General features: G+C 64.5%; 19 protein-coding genes. 6 read left to right on the forward strand and 13 right to left on the reverse strand.

Annotated elements, in window-relative coordinates; all coding sequences use genetic code 11:
- Positions 1 to 167: 167 nt before the first annotated feature.
- Together purB and rpe are read right to left on the reverse strand one after the other, a co-directional pair.
- Complete coding sequence (gene purB / locus U0023_RS17390) at positions 168 to 1,481, reverse strand: adenylosuccinate lyase (protein WP_009494126.1); 1,314 nt, start codon at positions 1,479 to 1,481, stop codon at positions 168 to 170.
- 58 nt (positions 1,482 to 1,539) lie between these two features.
- Positions 1,540 to 2,211 carry a ribulose-phosphate 3-epimerase gene (gene rpe / locus U0023_RS17395; protein WP_040639325.1) on the reverse strand — a complete coding sequence of 224 codons (672 nt, stop codon included), beginning with the start codon at positions 2,209 to 2,211 and terminating at the stop codon, positions 1,540 to 1,542.
- A 209-nt stretch (positions 2,212 to 2,420) separates the two neighbouring features.
- Between rpe and U0023_RS17400 the strand changes: the two genes are divergently transcribed.
- Positions 2,421 to 3,662 carry an NAD(P)/FAD-dependent oxidoreductase gene (locus U0023_RS17400; protein ID WP_009494122.1) on the forward strand — a complete coding sequence of 414 codons (1,242 nt, stop codon included), beginning with the start codon at positions 2,421 to 2,423 and terminating at the stop codon, positions 3,660 to 3,662.
- A 109-nt stretch (positions 3,663 to 3,771) separates the two neighbouring features.
- Here U0023_RS17400 and U0023_RS17405 read toward each other — a convergent pair whose 3' ends face one another.
- Positions 3,772 to 4,773, reverse strand: coding sequence for a P1 family peptidase (locus U0023_RS17405; RefSeq protein ID WP_009494121.1), 1,002 nt, complete (start codon positions 4,771 to 4,773; stop codon positions 3,772 to 3,774).
- Between the two features lie 96 nt (positions 4,774 to 4,869).
- Here U0023_RS17405 and U0023_RS17410 point away from each other — a divergent pair, with 96 nt between their 5' ends.
- On the forward strand, positions 4,870 to 5,598 hold the full coding sequence (locus tag U0023_RS17410; protein WP_009494120.1) for a cytochrome c biogenesis CcdA family protein: 729 nt from the start codon (positions 4,870 to 4,872) through the stop codon (positions 5,596 to 5,598).
- Positions 5,599 to 5,669: 71 nt separating this feature from the next.
- The gene (locus tag U0023_RS17415) at positions 5,670 to 6,137 is read left to right on the forward strand and encodes a DUF1203 domain-containing protein (protein WP_009494119.1); all 468 of its coding nucleotides are present in this window, start codon (positions 5,670 to 5,672) and stop codon (positions 6,135 to 6,137) included.
- Here the strand turns inward: U0023_RS17415 and U0023_RS17420 are convergent, their stop codons facing one another.
- The 7 genes from U0023_RS17420 to U0023_RS17450 all read right to left on the reverse strand — a co-directional run bounded on the left by U0023_RS17420 (position 6,138) and on the right by U0023_RS17450 (position 12,480).
- Positions 6,138 to 6,524, reverse strand: a complete 387-nt coding sequence (locus U0023_RS17420) for an ACT domain-containing protein (protein ID WP_040639626.1) — start codon at positions 6,522 to 6,524, stop codon at positions 6,138 to 6,140. It abuts the gene before it with no gap.
- A gap of 264 nt (positions 6,525 to 6,788) precedes the next feature.
- Entirely contained in the window at positions 6,789 to 7,916 is a 1,128-nt protein-coding gene (locus U0023_RS17425) for a branched-chain amino acid ABC transporter substrate-binding protein (RefSeq protein ID WP_009494117.1), read from the reverse strand.
- A gap of 242 nt (positions 7,917 to 8,158) precedes the next feature.
- Entirely contained in the window at positions 8,159 to 8,521 is a 363-nt protein-coding gene (locus U0023_RS17430) for a DUF6867 family protein (protein ID WP_009494116.1), read from the reverse strand.
- On the reverse strand, positions 8,521 to 9,294 hold the full coding sequence (locus U0023_RS17435) for an ABC transporter ATP-binding protein (protein WP_009494115.1): 774 nt from the start codon (positions 9,292 to 9,294) through the stop codon (positions 8,521 to 8,523). Before U0023_RS17435 ends, U0023_RS17430 begins: the two co-directional genes overlap by 1 nt.
- Entirely contained in the window at positions 9,291 to 10,133 is an 843-nt protein-coding gene (locus tag U0023_RS17440; RefSeq protein WP_009494114.1) for an ABC transporter ATP-binding protein, read from the reverse strand. Before U0023_RS17440 ends, U0023_RS17435 begins: the two co-directional genes overlap by 4 nt.
- On the reverse strand, positions 10,133 to 11,545 hold the full coding sequence (gene livM, locus U0023_RS17445; RefSeq protein WP_009494113.1) for a high-affinity branched-chain amino acid ABC transporter permease LivM: 1,413 nt from the start codon (positions 11,543 to 11,545) through the stop codon (positions 10,133 to 10,135). The genes U0023_RS17440 and livM overlap by 1 nt, the downstream gene beginning before the upstream one ends.
- Before the next feature lie 14 nt (positions 11,546 to 11,559).
- On the reverse strand, positions 11,560 to 12,480 hold the full coding sequence (locus U0023_RS17450) for a branched-chain amino acid ABC transporter permease (protein ID WP_009494112.1): 921 nt from the start codon (positions 12,478 to 12,480) through the stop codon (positions 11,560 to 11,562).
- A gap of 302 nt (positions 12,481 to 12,782) precedes the next feature.
- On the opposite strand from U0023_RS17450, the gene U0023_RS17455 reads away from it, so the two are divergent.
- Positions 12,783 to 13,310, forward strand: coding sequence for a flavin reductase family protein (locus tag U0023_RS17455; protein ID WP_009494111.1), 528 nt, complete (start codon positions 12,783 to 12,785; stop codon positions 13,308 to 13,310).
- Positions 13,311 to 13,753: 443 nt separating this feature from the next.
- Here the strand turns inward: U0023_RS17455 and U0023_RS17460 are convergent, their stop codons facing one another.
- The gene (locus U0023_RS17460) at positions 13,754 to 14,602 is read right to left on the reverse strand and encodes a methionyl-tRNA formyltransferase (protein ID WP_009494110.1); all 849 of its coding nucleotides are present in this window, start codon (positions 14,600 to 14,602) and stop codon (positions 13,754 to 13,756) included.
- A 208-nt stretch (positions 14,603 to 14,810) separates the two neighbouring features.
- Here U0023_RS17460 and U0023_RS17465 point away from each other — a divergent pair, with 208 nt between their 5' ends.
- On the forward strand, positions 14,811 to 15,080 hold the full coding sequence (locus tag U0023_RS17465) for an usg protein (protein WP_009494109.1): 270 nt from the start codon (positions 14,811 to 14,813) through the stop codon (positions 15,078 to 15,080).
- An 82-nt stretch (positions 15,081 to 15,162) separates the two neighbouring features.
- A complete protein-coding gene (locus U0023_RS17470; RefSeq protein ID WP_009494108.1) occupies positions 15,163 to 15,759 on the forward strand; it encodes an exopolysaccharide biosynthesis protein in 597 nt (198 codons plus the stop codon).
- A gap of 28 nt (positions 15,760 to 15,787) precedes the next feature.
- Here the strand turns inward: U0023_RS17470 and radC are convergent, their stop codons facing one another.
- Together radC and map are read right to left on the reverse strand one after the other, a co-directional pair.
- Positions 15,788 to 16,474 (reverse strand): RadC family protein, encoded by a 687-nt coding sequence (gene radC / locus U0023_RS17475; protein ID WP_009494107.1) that lies wholly within the window; start codon positions 16,472 to 16,474, stop codon positions 15,788 to 15,790.
- 93 nt (positions 16,475 to 16,567) lie between these two features.
- Positions 16,568 to 17,389 carry a type I methionyl aminopeptidase gene (gene map, locus U0023_RS17480; RefSeq protein WP_009494106.1) on the reverse strand — a complete coding sequence of 274 codons (822 nt, stop codon included), beginning with the start codon at positions 17,387 to 17,389 and terminating at the stop codon, positions 16,568 to 16,570.
- Positions 17,390 to 17,410: the final 21 nt, after the last annotated feature.

Raw genomic sequence — 17,410 nt, forward strand, 5'->3', positions numbered from 1 at the left:
CGCCATTGATCTTTCAACGCATCGGGCGGAAAAGTGGCTCCGGTTTTCCGCACCGGACGATGCGTTCGTCAAAAGAGAGGCATCGGACCCAAAAGCGGACACCACTCCTGGGCCCGACGCCTGACTGGGGATTCTTGCTCAGTCGGGAAATATTTCCAACCCCCGAGCTATGCGCCGCCTGCGCCGAAGACCCGCGTGAAGATCGTATCCACATGCTTGAAGTGGTAGCCGAGGTCGAAGCACGCTGCGATCTCGTCCGGGGACAGGTACTTCGTCACGTCCGCGTCGTTCTTCAGCAGGGTCAGGAAGTCGCCTTCCCCGCGCCAGACCGGCATGGCGTTGCGCTGGACGAGCCGGTAGGCATCCTCGCGGGATGCGCCCTTCTGGGTCAGGGCCAGCAGAACCCGCTGTGAGTGGACGAGGCCGCCGAGACGGTCCAGGTTCTTCTGCATGTTCTCCGGGTAGACCACCAGCTTGTCGATGACGCTGGTCAGGCGGGCGAGCGCGAAGTCCAGGGTCACGGTGGCGTCGGGGCCGATCATGCGCTCGACGGACGAGTGGGAGATGTCCCGCTCGTGCCAGAGCGCCACGTTCTCCATGGCCGGCATGGCGTAGGCCCGGACCATGCGGGCAAGGCCCGTCAAGTTCTCGGTGAGCACGGGATTGCGCTTGTGCGGCATGGCGGAGGAGCCCTTCTGGCCGGCCGAGAAGAACTCTTCCGCCTCAAGGACTTCGCTCCGCTGCAGGTGGCGCACTTCCGTGGCCAGGCGCTCGATGGAGGACGCGATGACGCCGAGGGTGGCGAAATACATGGCGTGCCGGTCGCGGGGGATGACTTGGGTCGAGACCGGCTCGACCTGGAGGCCCATCTGCTCGGCCACGTATTCTTCGACGCTCGGGTCGATATTGGCGAAGGTGCCGACCGCGCCCGAGATGGCGCAGGTGGAAATCTCCCGCCGCGCCTCGATCAGGCGGACCTTGCAGCGCTCGAACTCCGCATAGGCCTGGGCGAGCTTGAGGCCGAAGGTGGTGGGCTCCGCGTGGATGCCGTGCGAGCGGCCGATAGTCGGCGTCATCTTGTGCTCGAAGGCCCGGCGCTTGATAGCGGCCAGCAGCTCGTCGAGATCGTGCAGGAGAAGGTCGGACGCGCGGGCGAGCTGCACGTTGAAGGTGGTGTCCAGCACGTCCGAGGAGGTCATGCCCTGGTGGACGAAGCGAGCCTCGGGTCCCACGATCTCGGCCAGATGCGTGAGGAAGGCGATGACATCGTGCTTCACCTCACGCTCGATGGCGTCGATCCGCTCCACGTCGAAGGTGGCCTTGGAGCCCTCCTCCCAGACCTTCTCCGCGGCTTCTTTCGGCACGACGCCGAGATTGGCGAGCGCCGTCGTGGCGTGGGCCTCGATCTCGAACCAGATGCGGAACTTGGTTTCCGGCGACCAGATGGCCACCATCTCGGGACGGCTGTAACGGGGGATCATGGCTTTCCACTTCCACGCGGGTGATATGCCCGCGCGGTAGCACGATAGCCCTTTGATCTCAACGCGCCTTTGCGGCCGCCTCGCGAATGGCCGCCATGTTGGACGCATAGGCGCCGGGACCGCCCTTGAACGTGGCGGAGCCCGCGACGAGCACGTTGGCTCCGGCTTCCGCCACCAGCGGCGCGGTCTCGGACGTCACGCCGCCGTCGATCTCGATGTCGATGTCCCGGTCTCCGACCATTTCCTTGATCCGGCGCAGCTTGTGGCAGACCGAGGGGATGAAGGCCTGTCCGCCGAAGCCCGGATTGACCGTCATCAGAAGGATCAGGTCGACCTCGTCGATCACAGGCTCGATGGAGCCTTCATGCGTGCCGGGATTGAGCACGATGCCGGCCTTCTTGCCGAGCTTGCGGATGGTCTGGAGCGAGCGGTGCAGGTGCGGCCCGGCTTCCGCATGAATGCTGATGATGTCGGCGCCCGCCTTGGCGAAGGCTTCCAGGTAGGGATCGACCGGGGCGATCATCAGGTGGACGTCGAAGGGCTTGGACGTATGAGGGCGCAGGGCCTTCACCACGTCGGGGCCGATGGTGATGTTCGGCACGAAATGCCCGTCCATCACGTCGATATGGATCCAGTCCGCACCGGCGGAGTCGATGGCGCGGATTTCTTCGCCGAGCTTCGAGAAATCGGAAGCCAGGATCGAGGGGGCAATGAGGAGCGGGCGTGTCATGCCGCGCCGGTAGCACGAGCCTTTTCCCGCCGCAACGGGGCATCGAGCCGCTCGCTCGGACCAATTGAAGACCACTTGGCTGGGGAAGGGGGCTTTTGCGGCATGAAATCCGTGGACGGCTTCGAGCCAACGGGAGTAAAGATGCCTCATCAATAGGCATGAACGTCGTCTTCCGATCCTGGCGGATGGCGGAACGGGGCAGGGTCTCGATGCGTAAGGATGTGGTTGTTCTGGGTGCCGGCATCGTCGGCGTGTCGATTGCGGTGCATCTGCAGAAGCGAGGACGGTCGGTCCTGCTCGTCGACAAGCGCAAGCCAGGCGAAGAGACCTCTTTCGGCAATGCCGGCCTGATCCAGCGCGAGGGCGTCTATCCTTACGGCTTCCCGCACGATTTCGGCGCCCTGCTGCGCTATGCCCTCAACAACACCATCGACGCCCATTACCATTGGGCCGCGATCCCCAGGCTCGCACCGTTCCTGTGGCAGTACTGGATGCATTCCCGTCCCGCCCAGCACAAGGCGATCGCCCGGATGTACGCGCCTCTCATCGAGCGCAGCGTCACCGAGCACATGGCGCTGGCGGAGGAATCCGGCTCCACGCACCTGATCCGTCCGACCGGCTGGATGAAGGTGTTCCGCGACGAGAAGAGCCGCGACGAGCAGTTCAAGGACGCGGAGGACGTGAAGCGCGACTTCGGCGTCAATTTCGATGCGCTCGACACGCGGGCCGTGGCCGAGCGCGAGCCGCATCTCAAGGTCGAGACGAAGGGCGGCATTCATTGGACCGATCCGGCCTCGGTGTCCGACCCGCACATGCTGACCATGGGTTATGTCGGGCTGTTCGAGCGGCTCGGCGGCGAACTGGCGGCGGGCGACGCCCGCACGCTCGAGCAGACTCCGACCGGCTGGCGCGTCCAGACGGAGAAGGGGCCGGTCGACGCCGGCGAGGTCGTCATCGCCCTGGGCGCCTGGGCCGACGTGGTGACGACGAAGCTCGGCTATAACCTGCCTCTGGCTGTCAAGCGCGGCTACCACATGCATTACAAGGCCGTGGGCAATGCGGTGCTCAACCGGCCGACCCTCGATTTCGACCGGGGCTATTTCCTCGCCCCGATGACGAAGGGCATCCGCCTGACGACAGGGGCCGAGTTCGCCAACCGCGACGCGCCTAAGACGCCGGTTCAGCTTCAGCGGGCCGAGCCCATCGCCCGGGACTTCTTCCCCCTGGGCGAGCGGGTCGATCCCGAGCCCTGGATGGGCATGCGCCCCTGCACCCCGGACATGATGCCGATCATCGGCCCGGCGCCCAAGCACAAGAACCTCTGGTTCGGCTTCGGCCACGCCCATCATGGCCTGACCCTCGGCCCGGTGACGGGACGGCTCCTGGCCGAGATGATCACTGGCGAGACGCCTGTCGTCGATCCGAAGCCTTATCGGGCGGATAGGTTCTAGAGCCTCGGACCCAAAAGTGGAGACCACTTTTGGGATTCATCCGATGCTCCTTCTCTTGGCTGGCGCATCGGATTCGGCGGAAAACCGGGCCACTTTTCCGTCCGATGCGCTAGCCTCGCGAGAACCTGTCCCGCCAGGCCGGCTGCGCGTCCGGATAGGGCAGGGCCGTCGCCTCGTAGACCCCGCGTGCGATCGCGCGGGTCAGCGCGTCGGCGGCAAGAGCCGTGAGTTCCGTGAACTCCGCCGCCTCGTCCTGGAGCGGCCTGCGCCCCGTAGCGGCGGTGAAGATCGTGTCGCCGTCGAACAGGGCGTGAGAGAAGCGCAGAGCCCGGGCAAGCCCCGCATGGGACGCGATGGCGAGGCGTTTGGCCTGGGCCTTCGTCAAGGCAGCGTCCGTCGCGACGAGCGCGATAGTCGTGGCCGGCTGCGGCCCGCCTTTCCAGACGAGCTGGCGTTTCTGCGCATCGACGCGCTCGGGATGCCCGTACCCGCCGAATTCCCCGCCTTCCTCCAGGGCGCCCGCCCAGAAATGCGGGCCGTTGCCGATGACCGCCGAGGCAATGCTGTTCACCACCACGAGCGCTCCGACCGTGTGACCGGCTGAGGTGACGGCGCTGGCCGAGCCGAGGCCTCCTTTGAAATTCGCCGTCGTGGCGCCGTATCCGCCCCCGGCCGTGCCGAGTTCAAAGTCCGGTCCGGCCTGGCGGGCCGCGTCGTAGCCGAGTTCCCGATAGGGCGGGTAACGGCCCCAATCCTTGTTGCCGCCGTTGATGAGATCGAAGATGCACGCCTGCGGGACCAGGGGGACGAGCGCATCCCGGACGGCGAAGCCGATCCCCTGTTCTCTTAAGTAAGCCTGAACTCCACTGGCCGCATCGAGGCCAAAGGCGGAGCCGCCGGAGAGCACGACCCCGTGGATGCCGGGCGCCATCTTGTCCGGGTCGAGCAGATCGGTCTCGCGGGTGGCCGGAGCCCCGCCCATGACGAAGGCCGAGGCGACGGCCGGCGCGTCGAAGAGCGCGACTGTCACGCCGGAGCCGAGGGCGGAATCCTGGGCATTGCCGATGCGAAGGCCGGGGACGTCGGTGATGAGATTGCGGCGCTGTGTCATGGGGTGAAGCAAACCGAATTTCGGCCGCCTTCACAAGCTGGAGAACGGGCCTTTCACCGCCTTTCTCAAGCGGCCGCGACAGGATAGAAGGCTCCCATGCTCAGTGTTTCCTATCCGGCCGCGGCGCTCGGCGGCCTCATCAGTTTCTTAAGTCCCTGCGTCCTGCCGCTGGTGCCGCCCTACCTGTCGTTTCTCGCCGGCACCACCTTCGACCGGCTGAGCGCGGGAGACGACCGCGCCGTCCGGCAGCGGGCCATCCTGGCGGCCTTGCTGTTCGTGGCGGGCTTCTCGACCGTCTTCGTGCTGCTGGGAGCCACGGCCTCGGCCCTGGGGCAGGTGATCCGGCAATATCTCGATGTCCTGAGCACCGTGGCGGGCATCGCCATCATCGTGATGGGCCTGCATTTCCTCGGGCTCTTCCGCATCGGCCTGTTCTACCGCGAGGCCCGGTTCCAGGTGACGAGACCCGTGGGGCTCTGGGGCGCCTACGTGATGGGCCTTGCCTTCGCCTTCGGCTGGACACCCTGCATCGGTCCGGTCCTCGCCGCGATCCTGACCGTGGCTGGCTCGGAGGACAGCGTGTCTTACGGCGCCCTTTTGCTCGCCGCCTATTCGGCCGGACTCGGCATTCCCTTCCTGCTCGCCGCCTTCGCCATGAAGCCGTTCGTGGCGCTTCTGAAGCGCATGCGCTCCCGCTTCGCCCTGATCGAGAAGGTCATGGGCGTTCTCCTCGTCCTCACCGGCATCGCCTTCCTCACCGGCTGGATCGGCAACATGTCGTTCTGGCTCCTGGAGACGTTTCCGGCGCTGGGGACGCTGGGGTAGCGCCGCACAGGAATCGGGTCGCTCCAGGGGGACGAACTTGCCATCGTGGTGATCCCACACGGAGATCGCCTATGTCCTTCCTGATCCGCGGCCTCGATGCCGAGCCTTTCGCGCCCCTGTTCGAACTGAATGATGCCGACCTCAGGGCCATCGGCGCCCAGCGCGTCCATGCCGATGAGGCCGATGCCTATCCGTGCCGCGTGTCCCTGACCCGGGTTGCGGTCGGGGAGGAGCTTCTGCTGCTCAACCACGCTCATCAGACGACCGGGACGTCACCCTATCGCGCGGCCGGTCCGATCTTCGTCAGCCGGTCAGGGAAGGCCGGGACGTATCGGGGCGAATTGCCACCGATGATGCGGGACCGACTCCTGTCCTTAAGGGCCTATGATGCCGCAGCCTTCATCGTCGATGCGGAGGTGGCCGAGGGTGAGGACGTTCTCGAGGTGATCGGACGGTTCTTCGCCAACACGCACGTCGCGCATATCGATGCCCATTTCGCCCGGCGCGGCTGCTTCGCCGCCCGGATCGAGCGGGCCTGATCACTCCTCGCTTCGGACCGTGTGCCCGGCGGCTCTCAGCGCCGCGGCGGCCTTGTCCGTATCGCCCGCCTTCACCAGCACGTAATCGGTGCTGAAGGTGGAGGTGGCGAAGATGCCCACGCCGGCGCCCGCCAGCGGCGCGAGCACGGAAGCGAGAATACCCGGAACACTGAAATCGAAGCTCTGTTCGATCCGGAAGCAGCGCCAGCCGGCATCGATTTCGGCGTGCGGCGGGGCATGGTCGAGGGGGCAGACGAGCGTCGTTTCCTCGGTCGCCTGGACGAGGAGAGAGAAGGGGCCGGGTGCAGGAGCCACGGCCGGCGTGTCTGAAGGAAAACGGCAGACGGCGTAGGAGTTCTTGAGCAGGGAAAGGTTGAGAGCGGGCATCGTCACCAGTTTCCGAGAGGCCGGTTGGAAATTCATTTTTCTCGTCATGCCCGGCCTTGTGCCGGGCATCCACGCCTTTGCTGGGCTGTGGTTCCCAAGACGTGGGTGGCCGGGACGAGCCCGGCCACGACGTGGGTTATATCAACGGAAAACGGAGAAGCCTCGGTTTCCTGTTTCTGGCTCGGCCCTTGAGCAGGATGTCCATAAGAAAACCCGCCCTGTCGCCAGGGCGGGTCTCCGAATGTCGGCTTTCAGGCCGATCGATTACATGGCGAGTTCGTTGCCCGTGTAGTCGATCTTGCCGTCGGCGCCCTTCTTCCAGACGTACATGACGTAGTCCGGACGGGTGATGTCGCCCTTCTTGTCGAAGGAGAGGTCACCGATGACGGTCTTGAAGGGCTTGCCGGCCTTCATGACGTCGGCAACCTTCTTGCCGTCGAAGCTGCCGGCCTGCTTGGCGGCGTCGGCCAGGATCTGGGCGGCCGCATAGCTGTAGAGCGTGTAGGCTTCAGGCTCGTAGTTCTTGGCCTTGAACTTGGCCACCACGTCCTTGGCGTTCGGGTTCTTGCGCGGATCCGGCGAGAAGGTCATCAGGGTGCCTTCGGCGCCCGGGCCGGCGATCGAGACGAACTCGGCCGACACGATGCCGTCACCCGACATGAGCGGGGCGTTCAGGCCCTGGTCGCGCATCTGGCGGATGATGAGGCCGGCTTCCGTGTGGAGGCCGCCGAAATAGACGACGTCGACGCCAGCCTGCTTCAGCTTCGACACGAGAGCGGAGTAGTCCTTCTCGCCCGGGTTCACGCCTTCATAGACGACTTCCTTCAGACCCTTGGAGTTCATGGTCTTCTGGGTCTCGTCGGCAAGGCCCTTTCCGTAGGGGGTCTTGTCGTGGATGACGGCGACCTTCTTGCCCTTGAACTTGTCGGCGAGGTAGCTGCCGGCAACGAGGCCCTGCTGGTCGTCGCGTCCGCAGGTGCGGAAGGTGTTCCACAGGCCGCGCTCGGTGAACTGCGGGTTGGTCGAAGCGGGCGAAACCTGGACGATGCCAGCTTCCTCGTAGACGGAGGAGGCGGGGATCGAAACGCCGGAGTTGAAGTGGCCGACGACGAACTTCACGCCTTCAGCGGCGAACTTGTTCGCCACCGACACGCCCTGCTTCGGATCGGACACGTCGTCGCCGACGACGACCTGGAGCTTCTGTCCATTGATGCCGCCAGCGGCATTGATGTCTTCGACAGCCTGCTCGACGCCGTTCTTCAGCTGGGCGCCGAAGGCCGCGTTCGGGCCGGTGATGGGGCCAGCGACGCCGATCTTGATCTGGGCGCTGGCAGCGCTGGAGAAGGCGAGGCCAAGACCAAGCGCCACGCCGGTCAACAGCAGTTTTTTCATGAGGTCACTCCTCTGGGTGGTTTTATAGGCCCCCCTTCCTTTGTGGGGCCGGTTTGACGGTAGACCCGTCATCCGAGGTAACATCATGCTGTTTTTTAAGCGGATGTCACCTGGGAATTTTTCGACCGGAGCGTCGGGCCCAAAAGAGGAAACCCTTTTTGGGATCAATCCGATGCGCCGTCTTTTTAACGCAGCGCATCGTTCGGTGCGGAAAGCCTGATCCGCCTTTCCGCACGATGCGCTCAGCCCTTCACGGCGGACGTCTTTTCCCGCCAGGAGAAGGGGCCGCTCCGCTCGTAGAGCCAGCGGTATTGGGTGGTCATCATGCGGGCGCGGCGGTACTGGAAACCCAGGGCGCCGACGATCAGCAGCACGATGGTGTCGACCGCGTAATAATGGATCGACAGCAGCGTCCCGCCGAACAGGGCGAAGTGGATGAAGCGCACCGCGGCGCCGAGGATGAAGAGGTAGATGATCAGCGTCCAGAAAGGTCGCCAGGTCAGCGCGATGGCCCGGCCGGTCATCCAGGCCGCCCACCCGCCCATGATCACGGTGATGAGAAGAAAGAGCCAGATCGACGGCTCTTCGTAGAGGATGCCCTGCATCAGTGATGCCCCCCTTCGAGATAGGCTGCCCGGACTTGCGGATTTTCGAGCAGTTCCTTGCCGGTGCCGCTCATGGTGATGTTGCCCGTCACCATCACGTAGCCGCGATGGGCCAGCTTGAGGGCATGGTAGGCGTTCTGCTCCACGAGGAAGACCGTCATGCCGTCCTTCTCGTTCAGTTCCTTGATGATCTCGAAGATCTGCTTCACGATCAGGGGCGCCAGACCGAGGGACGGCTCGTCCAGGAGGAGGAGCTTCGGGCGGCTCATGAGAGCCCGGGCGATCGCCAGCATCTGCTGCTCGCCGCCGGACAGGGTGCCGCCGCGCTGCTGCAGGCGTTCCTTCAGGCGCGGGAACAGGGTGCAGACCCGTTCCAGATCCTGGTCGAAATGCGCCATGTTGTGCAGGGACGCGCCCATCTGCAGGTTCTCGAACACCGTCATGCGCGGGAAGATGCGCCGGCCTTCGGGAGACTGGGCGATCGACATGCGGGCTATCTCGTGGGTGGCCATCTTGGTGATGTCCTGGCCCGCATAGGTGATCTTGCCCTCGCGAGCGCGCGGGTTGCCGAAGATCGTCATCATCAGGGTGGACTTGCCGGCCCCGTTGGCGCCGATCAGCGTGACGATCTCGCCCTCATGGACATCCATGTCCACGCCCTTGAGGGCGATGATATTGCCGTAATAGGTCTTCACGCCACGGACGCTGAGGAGCGGCTGACCGGCCGGGGAGACCTGGCCCTGCATCGCGATGTTCGTTCCAGCGGTGCTCATGCGCCGACCTCCGCCTCGACCTTCTCGACTTCGTCATCGGCCACGCCGAGATAGGCAGCGATGACTTTGGGATCGTTCCTGACCTCGGCGGGTGCGCCGTCCGAGATTTTGGTGCCGTAATCGAGCACCACTACATGGTCCGAGATCTGCATCACGACCGACATGTCGTGCTCGATCAGGAGGATCGACGTTCCGTTGTCCTTGCGGATCGACAGGAGCAGCTCGTTGAGCTCGAGGGATTCGCGCGGATTGAGGCCCGCCGCCGGCTCGTCGAGGCAGAGCAGGAGCGGGTCCGTACACATGGCGCGAGCGATTTCCAGGCGGCGCTGGTCACCGTAGGGAAGGTCGCCGGCCGGGTCGTCGGCCCGGTGGATCAGGCGGGCCTTCTCCAGCCAGTACTTGGCCTTCTCGATGGCCTCCTTCTCGGCCTTGCGGTAGCCCCCGACCCCGAGAACGCCCAGGAACGTGAAGCCCGAGGCGATCATGAGCGGGTTGTGCTGGGCCACCAGCAGGTTCTCGAGCACCGTCATGCCGGAGAACAGGCGGATGTTCTGGAAGGTGCGGGCGACCTTGCCCTTCCAGTTGATGTCGTAGCCCGGCAGCCGCTCCAGGAGCAGATGCGAACCGTCGGGCTTGCGCAGCGCGATCATGCCTTCCGTCGGCTTGTAGAAGCCGGTGATGCAGTTGAAGACCGTGGTCTTGCCCGCTCCGTTGGGGCCGATGAGCGCCGTGATGTCGCCGCGCCCGGCCTTGAAGGAGAGGTCGTTGATGGCGACGAGGCCGCCGAAGCGCATCGTGAGATGCTGCACGTCGAGGATGGGATCCTGCAGCCAGCGCATTAGCCGTGTCCTTCCTTCACGAGCGAGCCGGAAATGGCCTTGCGCTCTTTCAAGATCACCGAGGGTTCACGTTCCGAGATCAGGCCCCGCGGGCGCCAGACCATCATCGCCACCATGCCGGCGCCGAAGAGAAGCAGGCGGTACTCGTTCGGGTCGAAGCCCGATCCGAAGATGGCCTGGAGGAAGGTCAGGTTGCGCAGCATCTCGGGGCCGCCGACCAGCACGACGGCCGCGATGGCGACGCCGATCTGCGAGCCCATGCCGCCGAGCACCACGATGGCCAGGATGATCGCCGATTCCAGGAAGTTGAAGCTTTCCGGAGAGACGAAGCCCTGGCGGACCGCGAAAAACGAGCCGGCGAAGCCGCCGAACATGGCCCCGATGGCAAAGGCCGTCAGCTTGGTGTTCGTGGTGTTGATGCCGAGCGACCGGCAGGCGATCTCGTCCTCGCGAAGGGCTTCCCAGGCCCGCCCGATGGGCAGCCTGCGCAGACGCATGGTCACGAAGTTGGTGATCAGCGCCAGCACCAGGATCAGGTAGTAGAGGAAGATGATCCGGTGCATGCCGTTGAATTCGAGGCCGAAAGTCTGCGCGAAGCCGCCTTCGCCCGCGGTAAACGGGATGCCGAAGAAGGTCGCGCGCGGGATCGACGAGATACCGGCGCCGCCGTTGGTCAGGTCGACCCAGTTGATGAGAACGAGGCGGACGATCTCGCCGAAGGCCAGCGTCACGATGGCGAGATAGTCGCCGCGCAGACGCAGGACCGGGAAGCCGAGGATCATGCCCCAGAACGCCGCCAGGATGCCGGCCAGCGGCAGGCATATCCAGAACGACAGGCCGAAGGTGGTCGAGAGCAGGGCGTAGGAATAGGCCCCGACCGCGTAGAACGCGACGTAACCCAGATCGAGCAGGCCCGCGAGGCCGACCACGATGTTCAGGCCCCATCCGAGCATCACGTAGGTGAGGATCAGGATGCCCAGGTCGACCCAGTAGCGCGACTCGTTCAGGCCGCCCTGGATCAGGTAGATGATGGCCGGAAAGAGCAGCGCCACCCCGAGGAAGAAGGGAATGGCAAACTTGGACACGTGCTGGAAGGCGCTCGGCTCCGCATGGACCGGCTCCGTCGCCTGATGCGAGCTGGGCGTGGCCTGGCGGTAGGACCTGGAGGCCGTGAAAGCGTGCAGTGCGAGACGCAGGCCGAACACGATGGCGCAGATGATCGCCACCAGTCCCCACCGGGGGGTGAGGTAGAGGTCGGCGCCGGACTGGTCCGTCTTGTAGGCCAGGATCGGGATCGAGAGACCCAGCATGATCAGCGCGGTCTTGAAGGAGTCCCTCAGGGCCGCGCTCAGGTCGAATTTCCGCGTCACGGCCTGGGTCTGGCCCGCGGTGGTGATGGAAGGAGCGTTCATGCTTTTCAGGCCCCTTAAACCTTCTCGACCTCAGGCCGTCCGAGGATACCGGAGGGCATGAAGATCAGGACGATGGCGAGGATCGAGAACGCGGCCACGTCCTTGTACTCGATCGAGAAATAAGCCGACCAGAAGGTCTCGATGAGGCCGATGATCAGCCCGCCGAGGACGGCGCCCGGCAGGGAGCCGATGCCGCCCAGAACCGCTGCCGTGAAGGCCTTCACGCCCGGCACGAAGCCGTCGTTGAAGCTCACAACGCCATAATACAGCAGATACATGGTGCCAGCGACCGCCGCGAGCGACGCACCGATCACGAAGGTGAGGGAGATCGTCCGGTCCACGTTGATGCCGAGAAGGGCGGCCATCTTGCGGTCCTGCTCGCAGGCGCGCTGGGCGCGGCCGAGCGAGGTCTTCTGGACGACGTACCAGAAGATCGTGAGCAGCACGGCCGTCACGACCATGATGATGATCTGCTTGTAGGAGAGGGCGACGTTGTAGCCGCTGGCGCCCTGGAACAGCACGATCACGTCCTGCACCATGGGCGGGGTTGGCTTGTTGCGGGCGCCCTGGGTGACCTGGACGAAGTTGGACAGGAAGATCGAAACGCCGATGGCCGAGATCAGCGGCGCCAGGCGGAACGACCCGCGCAGGGGCCGGTAGGCGATCCGCTCGATGGCCCAGCCCCACAGGGAGGTGAGCACCATCGCGATGATGAGAACGAAGAACAGCGCCAGCACCACCGATGAGATCCCGAGCCAAGTCGTCAGGATCAGGAAGAAAATCAGGGCGATGAAGGCGGAGAGCATGAAGACGTCGCCGTGGGCGAAGTTCACCATGCCGATAATACCGAAGACCATCGTGTAGCCGATGGCGATGAGGCCGTAAATCGACCCCAGAGTCAGCCCATTGATGAGCTGCTGCACAAAGATTTCCATGTCCTACCCTTGCCCCTCTGGAATGGGGTCATTCTTGGGAAACACCTCAGGAAAGCACGATGCCAGAGCAACGCCAAGCCTGACGTAAGATGCTGATGTCTCTACCAAACGGATTTTCGTTCGACAACTTTCTGTTAAGTTTCCTATTACCGCTCCTGATGGAATAAGCGGCAGGGGCTGATGCAATACTGGGCAAGTTCCGTTCTGCCTACCGCTTCCAAAGACTAAGGCCAGGAACCATATGGCTCCGTACGACCTTGTGCTCTGCCCTGAAAGCGTGGAAGAGGCTTGTCTGGAATATCATGTTGAAGTCTCAAGCCACTCCCGATTCCGCCGCCACAGGTGCCGCCGGTCCCGATGCCGTTCTCTTTAGGGAAGGCATGAGCCGGGTGACTGCCGCCGTGCATGTGGTCACGACCGACGGCGCGGCCGGGCGCGCGGGATTCACGGCCACGGCCGTCACGACCGTGACGGACGGCCCGCCGTCGCTTCTGGTCTGCGTCAACACCTCGTCACGCTCCGCGCAGGCGCTTCTCGCCAACAGGGTCTTCTGCGTGAACACTCTGAGTTCGGAGGATCGGTCGCTCGCGGACATCTTCGCCGGACGCACCGGCCTTCAGGGGCAGGAGCGTTTCACCATCGGGGAATGGGAGACGCTCGACACGGGCTCGCCCGCTCTGACGACGAGCCTCGTCTCCTTCGATTGCCGCATCAGCGAAGCCCGGATCGTCGCGACACATCACGTGATCATCGGCGAGGTCGTCCGCATCCGGCTCGGGGAAACTAAACCCACCCTGGTCTACCAGGGGCGCCATTACCGGACGCTCTGAAACCTGTGGACAAACGGAAAGGCCTCCTCACCCGCCGTCGCCGGCACATGAGGAGGCCTCCCGGTCCTGAAGGCCAACAGGATAGCCTTCGGGAGGGAAATGACCGAAACGCCGAAGGGTTTCATCGCGGCTGTGAATGAAATCCGGAAAAGAAAAAGCCCTTCACGGGGGCGGTGAAGGGCTTTGAGGGTCTCGAAGACCTGGGGGCATATGGCCTTCGTGATGGAATAATGCCGTCGGGGAGGCCTGGTTCCGTACGCGGCTTTCTAAAAATCAGGCAGACTCCCTTCTTCCGGCCGAGCTTGGAACCTTCCGCGCTGCCCACCCCTTGAGACGCAGGAAGAATTTCAAGGAAGCCCGATGTTCAAGCTGATCAGAAACATTTTCATCCTCCGTCAGGCCTGGAAGCTGGTGAAACGCCGGCGCTGAAGCAGGCGCGGGCGCTATTTGCTCCGCGCCGGTCCCGGCGCATAGGGGCTCCAGCCCGTGATCTGCACGAAGCCGTCGCGCGCAGCCACGACCATGTGCCTGCGGTGCTTGTGGACGAGGGTGCCGGGCCGGTAGCGGTGAGGCTCCTCCCAGCCGGTGGCCTCCCACACATAGACGTATCGCGTTTCGATCTGGGCGAAGGCCTCGATGGATCCGAAGGCGCGGACGGTGCGCATGACGTTCCGGACGCTTCCCGCCCAATGGATCGTCCGCTGCGCCTGCGTGATCCGGGGCCAATAGGTCCCGGCCCCCTGCGGACGCGCCTCGTCCCAGAGCCGGGGGAGATCGTCGGCCAGTTGCAGGGAGATCTCCTTGGCGGCGATCTGGCACTTGGCCAGGAGCGTGTCGTGTGTCTCCGTTTCGCTCAACGAGAACCGCGTCTGGGTCACGATGGCGCCGGTGTCGAAGGCAGGCTCCAGGCGATGGGCCGTCATGCCCCATTCGGGATGACTGTCCAGGATGGCCTGGAAGAGCGGGTAAGGTCCGCGCCCCATCGGAAGCGGCGACGGATGGAAGTTGACCGCGAAAGGCACGTGACGCTCCCAGCCGGTGACCAGCCAGGGATAGCCCGCCACCACCAGGGCCTGGCACCCCAGGGCCTTCAGGCCGGCCAGATCCGCCGGAAGGATCCGCGACATCTGGATCGGCAGCCTCAAGGAGCGGGCGCGAGCGACCGTCACGTCGTTGAAGTCGTAGATGCCGTCGCAGGGCCGGCTGAAGAGTTTGACCGGCTCCCAGCCACGGGCAAGCAACGTCTCGAAAACATCTCCGAGAAAATCGATTCCGGCGAAGGCAAAGCGCATTCCCGGGGATCTCCTTATCCGGTGTCTCGGGCCGCACGTGGTTAAAGGCAATCAACGCAACATCGCAGGAATGTGCAACCCCGTCGGCTTGCGGGAACCGAGAAACACACTCAAGATTTAGCCTTGAGCATAGGGCAGGGAACCGCCTGTGCCATTGGGGCGGATACCTGTCGTCCGGGCTCGCTGGAGCTTGAGAGAAGGAGTTCGCATGGTATCCAAGGACTTCATCCGCCAGATGGAAGGTTATGGGCTGACGACCGCAAAAATCCTCTACCGCATGCCCGATCACCCGACCTTCCTTCAGACCTACATCTGGCAGGAATACGATTTGGCTCCCCGTTTTCCGGTCCTCATCGACTTCCTCGACTTCTGGAAGCGCGAACTCGCCGGTCCCCTGCATTCCGTCACCGTCAGCCATGCCCGCCTGATCAAGCCGGCGGAATTCCGGGCGGTTCAGGGCGAGATCAACATTCATTGAGGATGTGGCCTCAAACCCTTGGCCCCGGACATTAAGTCAGGTAGAGAGGCGCCCTGAGCATCCCCGAACCTGCCAGGGCTCCTTGTTTTCCAACGCGCGCACTTCACAAATTCTGCTCGCCCTTGCCTCACAGCCTGGCGAGCGCCTCACCGTGCGCCAGATCATGACGGTGCTCCAGGACAGGGCCTTCGCGCTCCTCATCGTCCTCCTCGGCCTGCCGAACTGCCTGCCCATGCCGCCGCCGATCCCGCTGGTCTGCGGCCTGCTCCTGGCCCTCGTCGCCATCCAGATCACCTTCGGCCGGGAGGCGCCCTGGCTGCCGCGCCAGCTCATGAACCGGTCCGTCGCCCGGACCGACGTGGAGCGTGCCGTCGGACGGGCGATCCCGGTCTTTCGCCGGCTGGAGCGCATCTCGCGTCCGCGCATGACCTTCCTCGACACGCCCCTCTCCATGCGGCTCATGGGCGCGGTCATCCTGATCCTGGCCCTGGGCCTGCTGTTCGCGCCCCCGTTCGTCGGACAGATTCCCTTAGGGTTGGCCGTGTGCCTCGTGGGGCTCGGCCTCGTCGAGCGTGACGGCCTTGTGATCATCGCCGGCCTGGTCATCGGCTCCATCGGCCTGACCCTGAGCCTCGGCTTCGTCTACGCGATCTTCGCCGGGCTCGAGTCGCTGTTCTAGGGTGCGCGGCGGCCGGCCTCGCTGACGCTCAGATCAAATGCAGGCCCTTCAGGCTGGCATGTCCCTCGCGGCCGACGATGATGTGGTCATGGACGGTGATCCCAAGGGGCTTGGCGACGTCGATGATCTCGCGCGTCATCTTGATGTCCGCGGACGAGGGCGTCGGATCGCCGGACGGATGATTGTGGACCAGGATGAGGGCCGAGGCCGAGAGCTCGAGCGCCCGCTTCACCACCTCGCGCGGATAGACCGGCGTATGGTCGATGGTGCCCGATTGCTGCACCTCGTCGGCGATGAGGGCGTTGCGCTTGTCGAGGAAGAGCAGTCGGAACTGCTCCTTGTCCATGAAGGCCATGGCGGTACGGCAATAATCGATCACGGAAGCCCAGGAGGACAGGACGGGCCTCTTCGCCACCTCGCCCTTGGCCAGACGGCGGGCCGAGGCCTCCACAACCTTGAGGTCGGTCACCACGCTCTCGCCGATCCCGTCCACCTCCATGAGCCGGGCCGGGGAGGCCGCCAGCACCTCGGCAAAGGTGCCGAAGCGCTTCATCAGCTCCTTGGCGATGGGTTTCACGTCCCGGCGCGGGATCGAGCGGAACAGGACCAGTTCCAGCAATTCGTAATCCGGCAGCGGGTCGCCGCCCGTCTCCATGAATCGGGCGCGTAGCCGGTCGCGGTGGCCGTGATAATGGGGAGTCTCGTCGCCGCTCATGCCCGCCCGTCGCTTGTGCCTCGCGGCGCTCCGAGAAAAGGTCCGGAACGCCGATGTAACTTTGTAGGCTTGAAGCGACGTGTCAGGCTAGAGTCAAGCGGCGGAATAAGGCGGCTTGTCCAAGCCCTTCGGTGAGAAGGTGAAGACCTCGACGCCGGTTTCGGTCACACCGACCGTATGTTCGAACTGGGCCGACAGGGAGCGGTCGCGGGTCACGGCGGTCCAGCCGTCGGCGAGCACCTTCACCTGCGGCCGTCCGAGGTTGATCATGGGCTCGATGGTGAAGAGCATGCCGGGTTTCAGCTCCACGTTGTAGGCCGGCTCGACGTAGTGGAGGATCGTCGGCGAGTCGTGGAACACGCGGCCGAGGCCGTGGCCGCAGAAGTCCCGCACCACCGAGCAGCGCTCGGCCTCGGCATAGGACTGGATGGCCGCCCCGATGTCGTTGGTGGTGGCCCCGGGCTTGACCGCCGCGATGCCCCGCATCAGGCATTCATAGGTGATCTCGCAGAGCCGCTGGGCCCGGCGCGGCACCTCGCCCACGTAGTACATCCGGCTCGAATCGCCGTGCCACCCGTCGAGGATCAGGGTCACGTCGATATTCATGATGTCCCCGTCGCGCAGGGGCTTGTCGTTGGGGATGCCGTGGCAGACCACGTGGTTGATGGAGGTGCAGATCGTCTTGGTGTAGCCGCGATAGTTCAGGCAGGCCGGATAGGCGCCATGGTCGCGGATGAACTCGAAGGCGAGCTTGTCCAGGAATTCCGTCGTGACGCCGGGCTTCACGTAGTCGGTCAGCATGTCGAGGCACTCGGCCGTCATGCGGCACACCCGCCGCATGGCCTCGAAATCCTCCGGCCCGTGGAGCGGGATTTCGGCGGAGCGCTTGCGCTCGACAACGTCGGTTTCGGTCATTTTCGTTCCTTGAACTCTTGT

The organism is Microvirga lotononidis (genome assembly GCF_034627025.1).
GTDB lineage: Bacteria > Pseudomonadota > Alphaproteobacteria > Rhizobiales > Beijerinckiaceae > Microvirga > Microvirga lotononidis.

Bases quoted from the DNA above. Each gene is read 5' to 3' on its own strand.
- purB (WP_009494126.1), bottom strand. From the start codon at position 1,481: ATGATCCCCCGTTACAGCCGTCCCGAGATGGTGGCCATCTGGTCGCCG.
- rpe (WP_040639325.1), bottom strand. From the start codon at position 2,211: ATGACACGCCCGCTCCTCATTGCCCCCTCGATCCTGGCTTCCGATTTC.
- U0023_RS17400 (WP_009494122.1), top strand. From the start codon at position 2,421: ATGCGTAAGGATGTGGTTGTTCTGGGTGCCGGCATCGTCGGCGTGTCG.
- U0023_RS17405 (WP_009494121.1), bottom strand. From the start codon at position 4,773: ATGACACAGCGCCGCAATCTCATCACCGACGTCCCCGGCCTTCGCATC.
- U0023_RS17410 (WP_009494120.1), top strand. From the start codon at position 4,870: ATGCTCAGTGTTTCCTATCCGGCCGCGGCGCTCGGCGGCCTCATCAGT.
- U0023_RS17415 (WP_009494119.1), top strand. From the start codon at position 5,670: ATGTCCTTCCTGATCCGCGGCCTCGATGCCGAGCCTTTCGCGCCCCTG.
- U0023_RS17420 (WP_040639626.1), bottom strand. From the start codon at position 6,524: ATGCCCGCTCTCAACCTTTCCCTGCTCAAGAACTCCTACGCCGTCTGC.
- U0023_RS17425 (WP_009494117.1), bottom strand. From the start codon at position 7,916: ATGAAAAAACTGCTGTTGACCGGCGTGGCGCTTGGTCTTGGCCTCGCC.
- U0023_RS17430 (WP_009494116.1), bottom strand. From the start codon at position 8,521: ATGCAGGGCATCCTCTACGAAGAGCCGTCGATCTGGCTCTTTCTTCTC.
- U0023_RS17435 (WP_009494115.1), bottom strand. From the start codon at position 9,294: ATGAGCACCGCTGGAACGAACATCGCGATGCAGGGCCAGGTCTCCCCG.
- U0023_RS17440 (WP_009494114.1), bottom strand. From the start codon at position 10,133: ATGCGCTGGCTGCAGGATCCCATCCTCGACGTGCAGCATCTCACGATG.
- livM (WP_009494113.1), bottom strand. From the start codon at position 11,545: ATGAACGCTCCTTCCATCACCACCGCGGGCCAGACCCAGGCCGTGACG.
- U0023_RS17450 (WP_009494112.1), bottom strand. From the start codon at position 12,480: ATGGAAATCTTTGTGCAGCAGCTCATCAATGGGCTGACTCTGGGGTCG.
- U0023_RS17455 (WP_009494111.1), top strand. From the start codon at position 12,783: ATGTTGAAGTCTCAAGCCACTCCCGATTCCGCCGCCACAGGTGCCGCC.
- U0023_RS17460 (WP_009494110.1), bottom strand. From the start codon at position 14,602: ATGCGCTTTGCCTTCGCCGGAATCGATTTTCTCGGAGATGTTTTCGAG.
- U0023_RS17465 (WP_009494109.1), top strand. From the start codon at position 14,811: ATGGTATCCAAGGACTTCATCCGCCAGATGGAAGGTTATGGGCTGACG.
- radC (WP_009494107.1), bottom strand. From the start codon at position 16,474: ATGAGCGGCGACGAGACTCCCCATTATCACGGCCACCGCGACCGGCTA.
- map (WP_009494106.1), bottom strand. From the start codon at position 17,389: ATGACCGAAACCGACGTTGTCGAGCGCAAGCGCTCCGCCGAAATCCCG.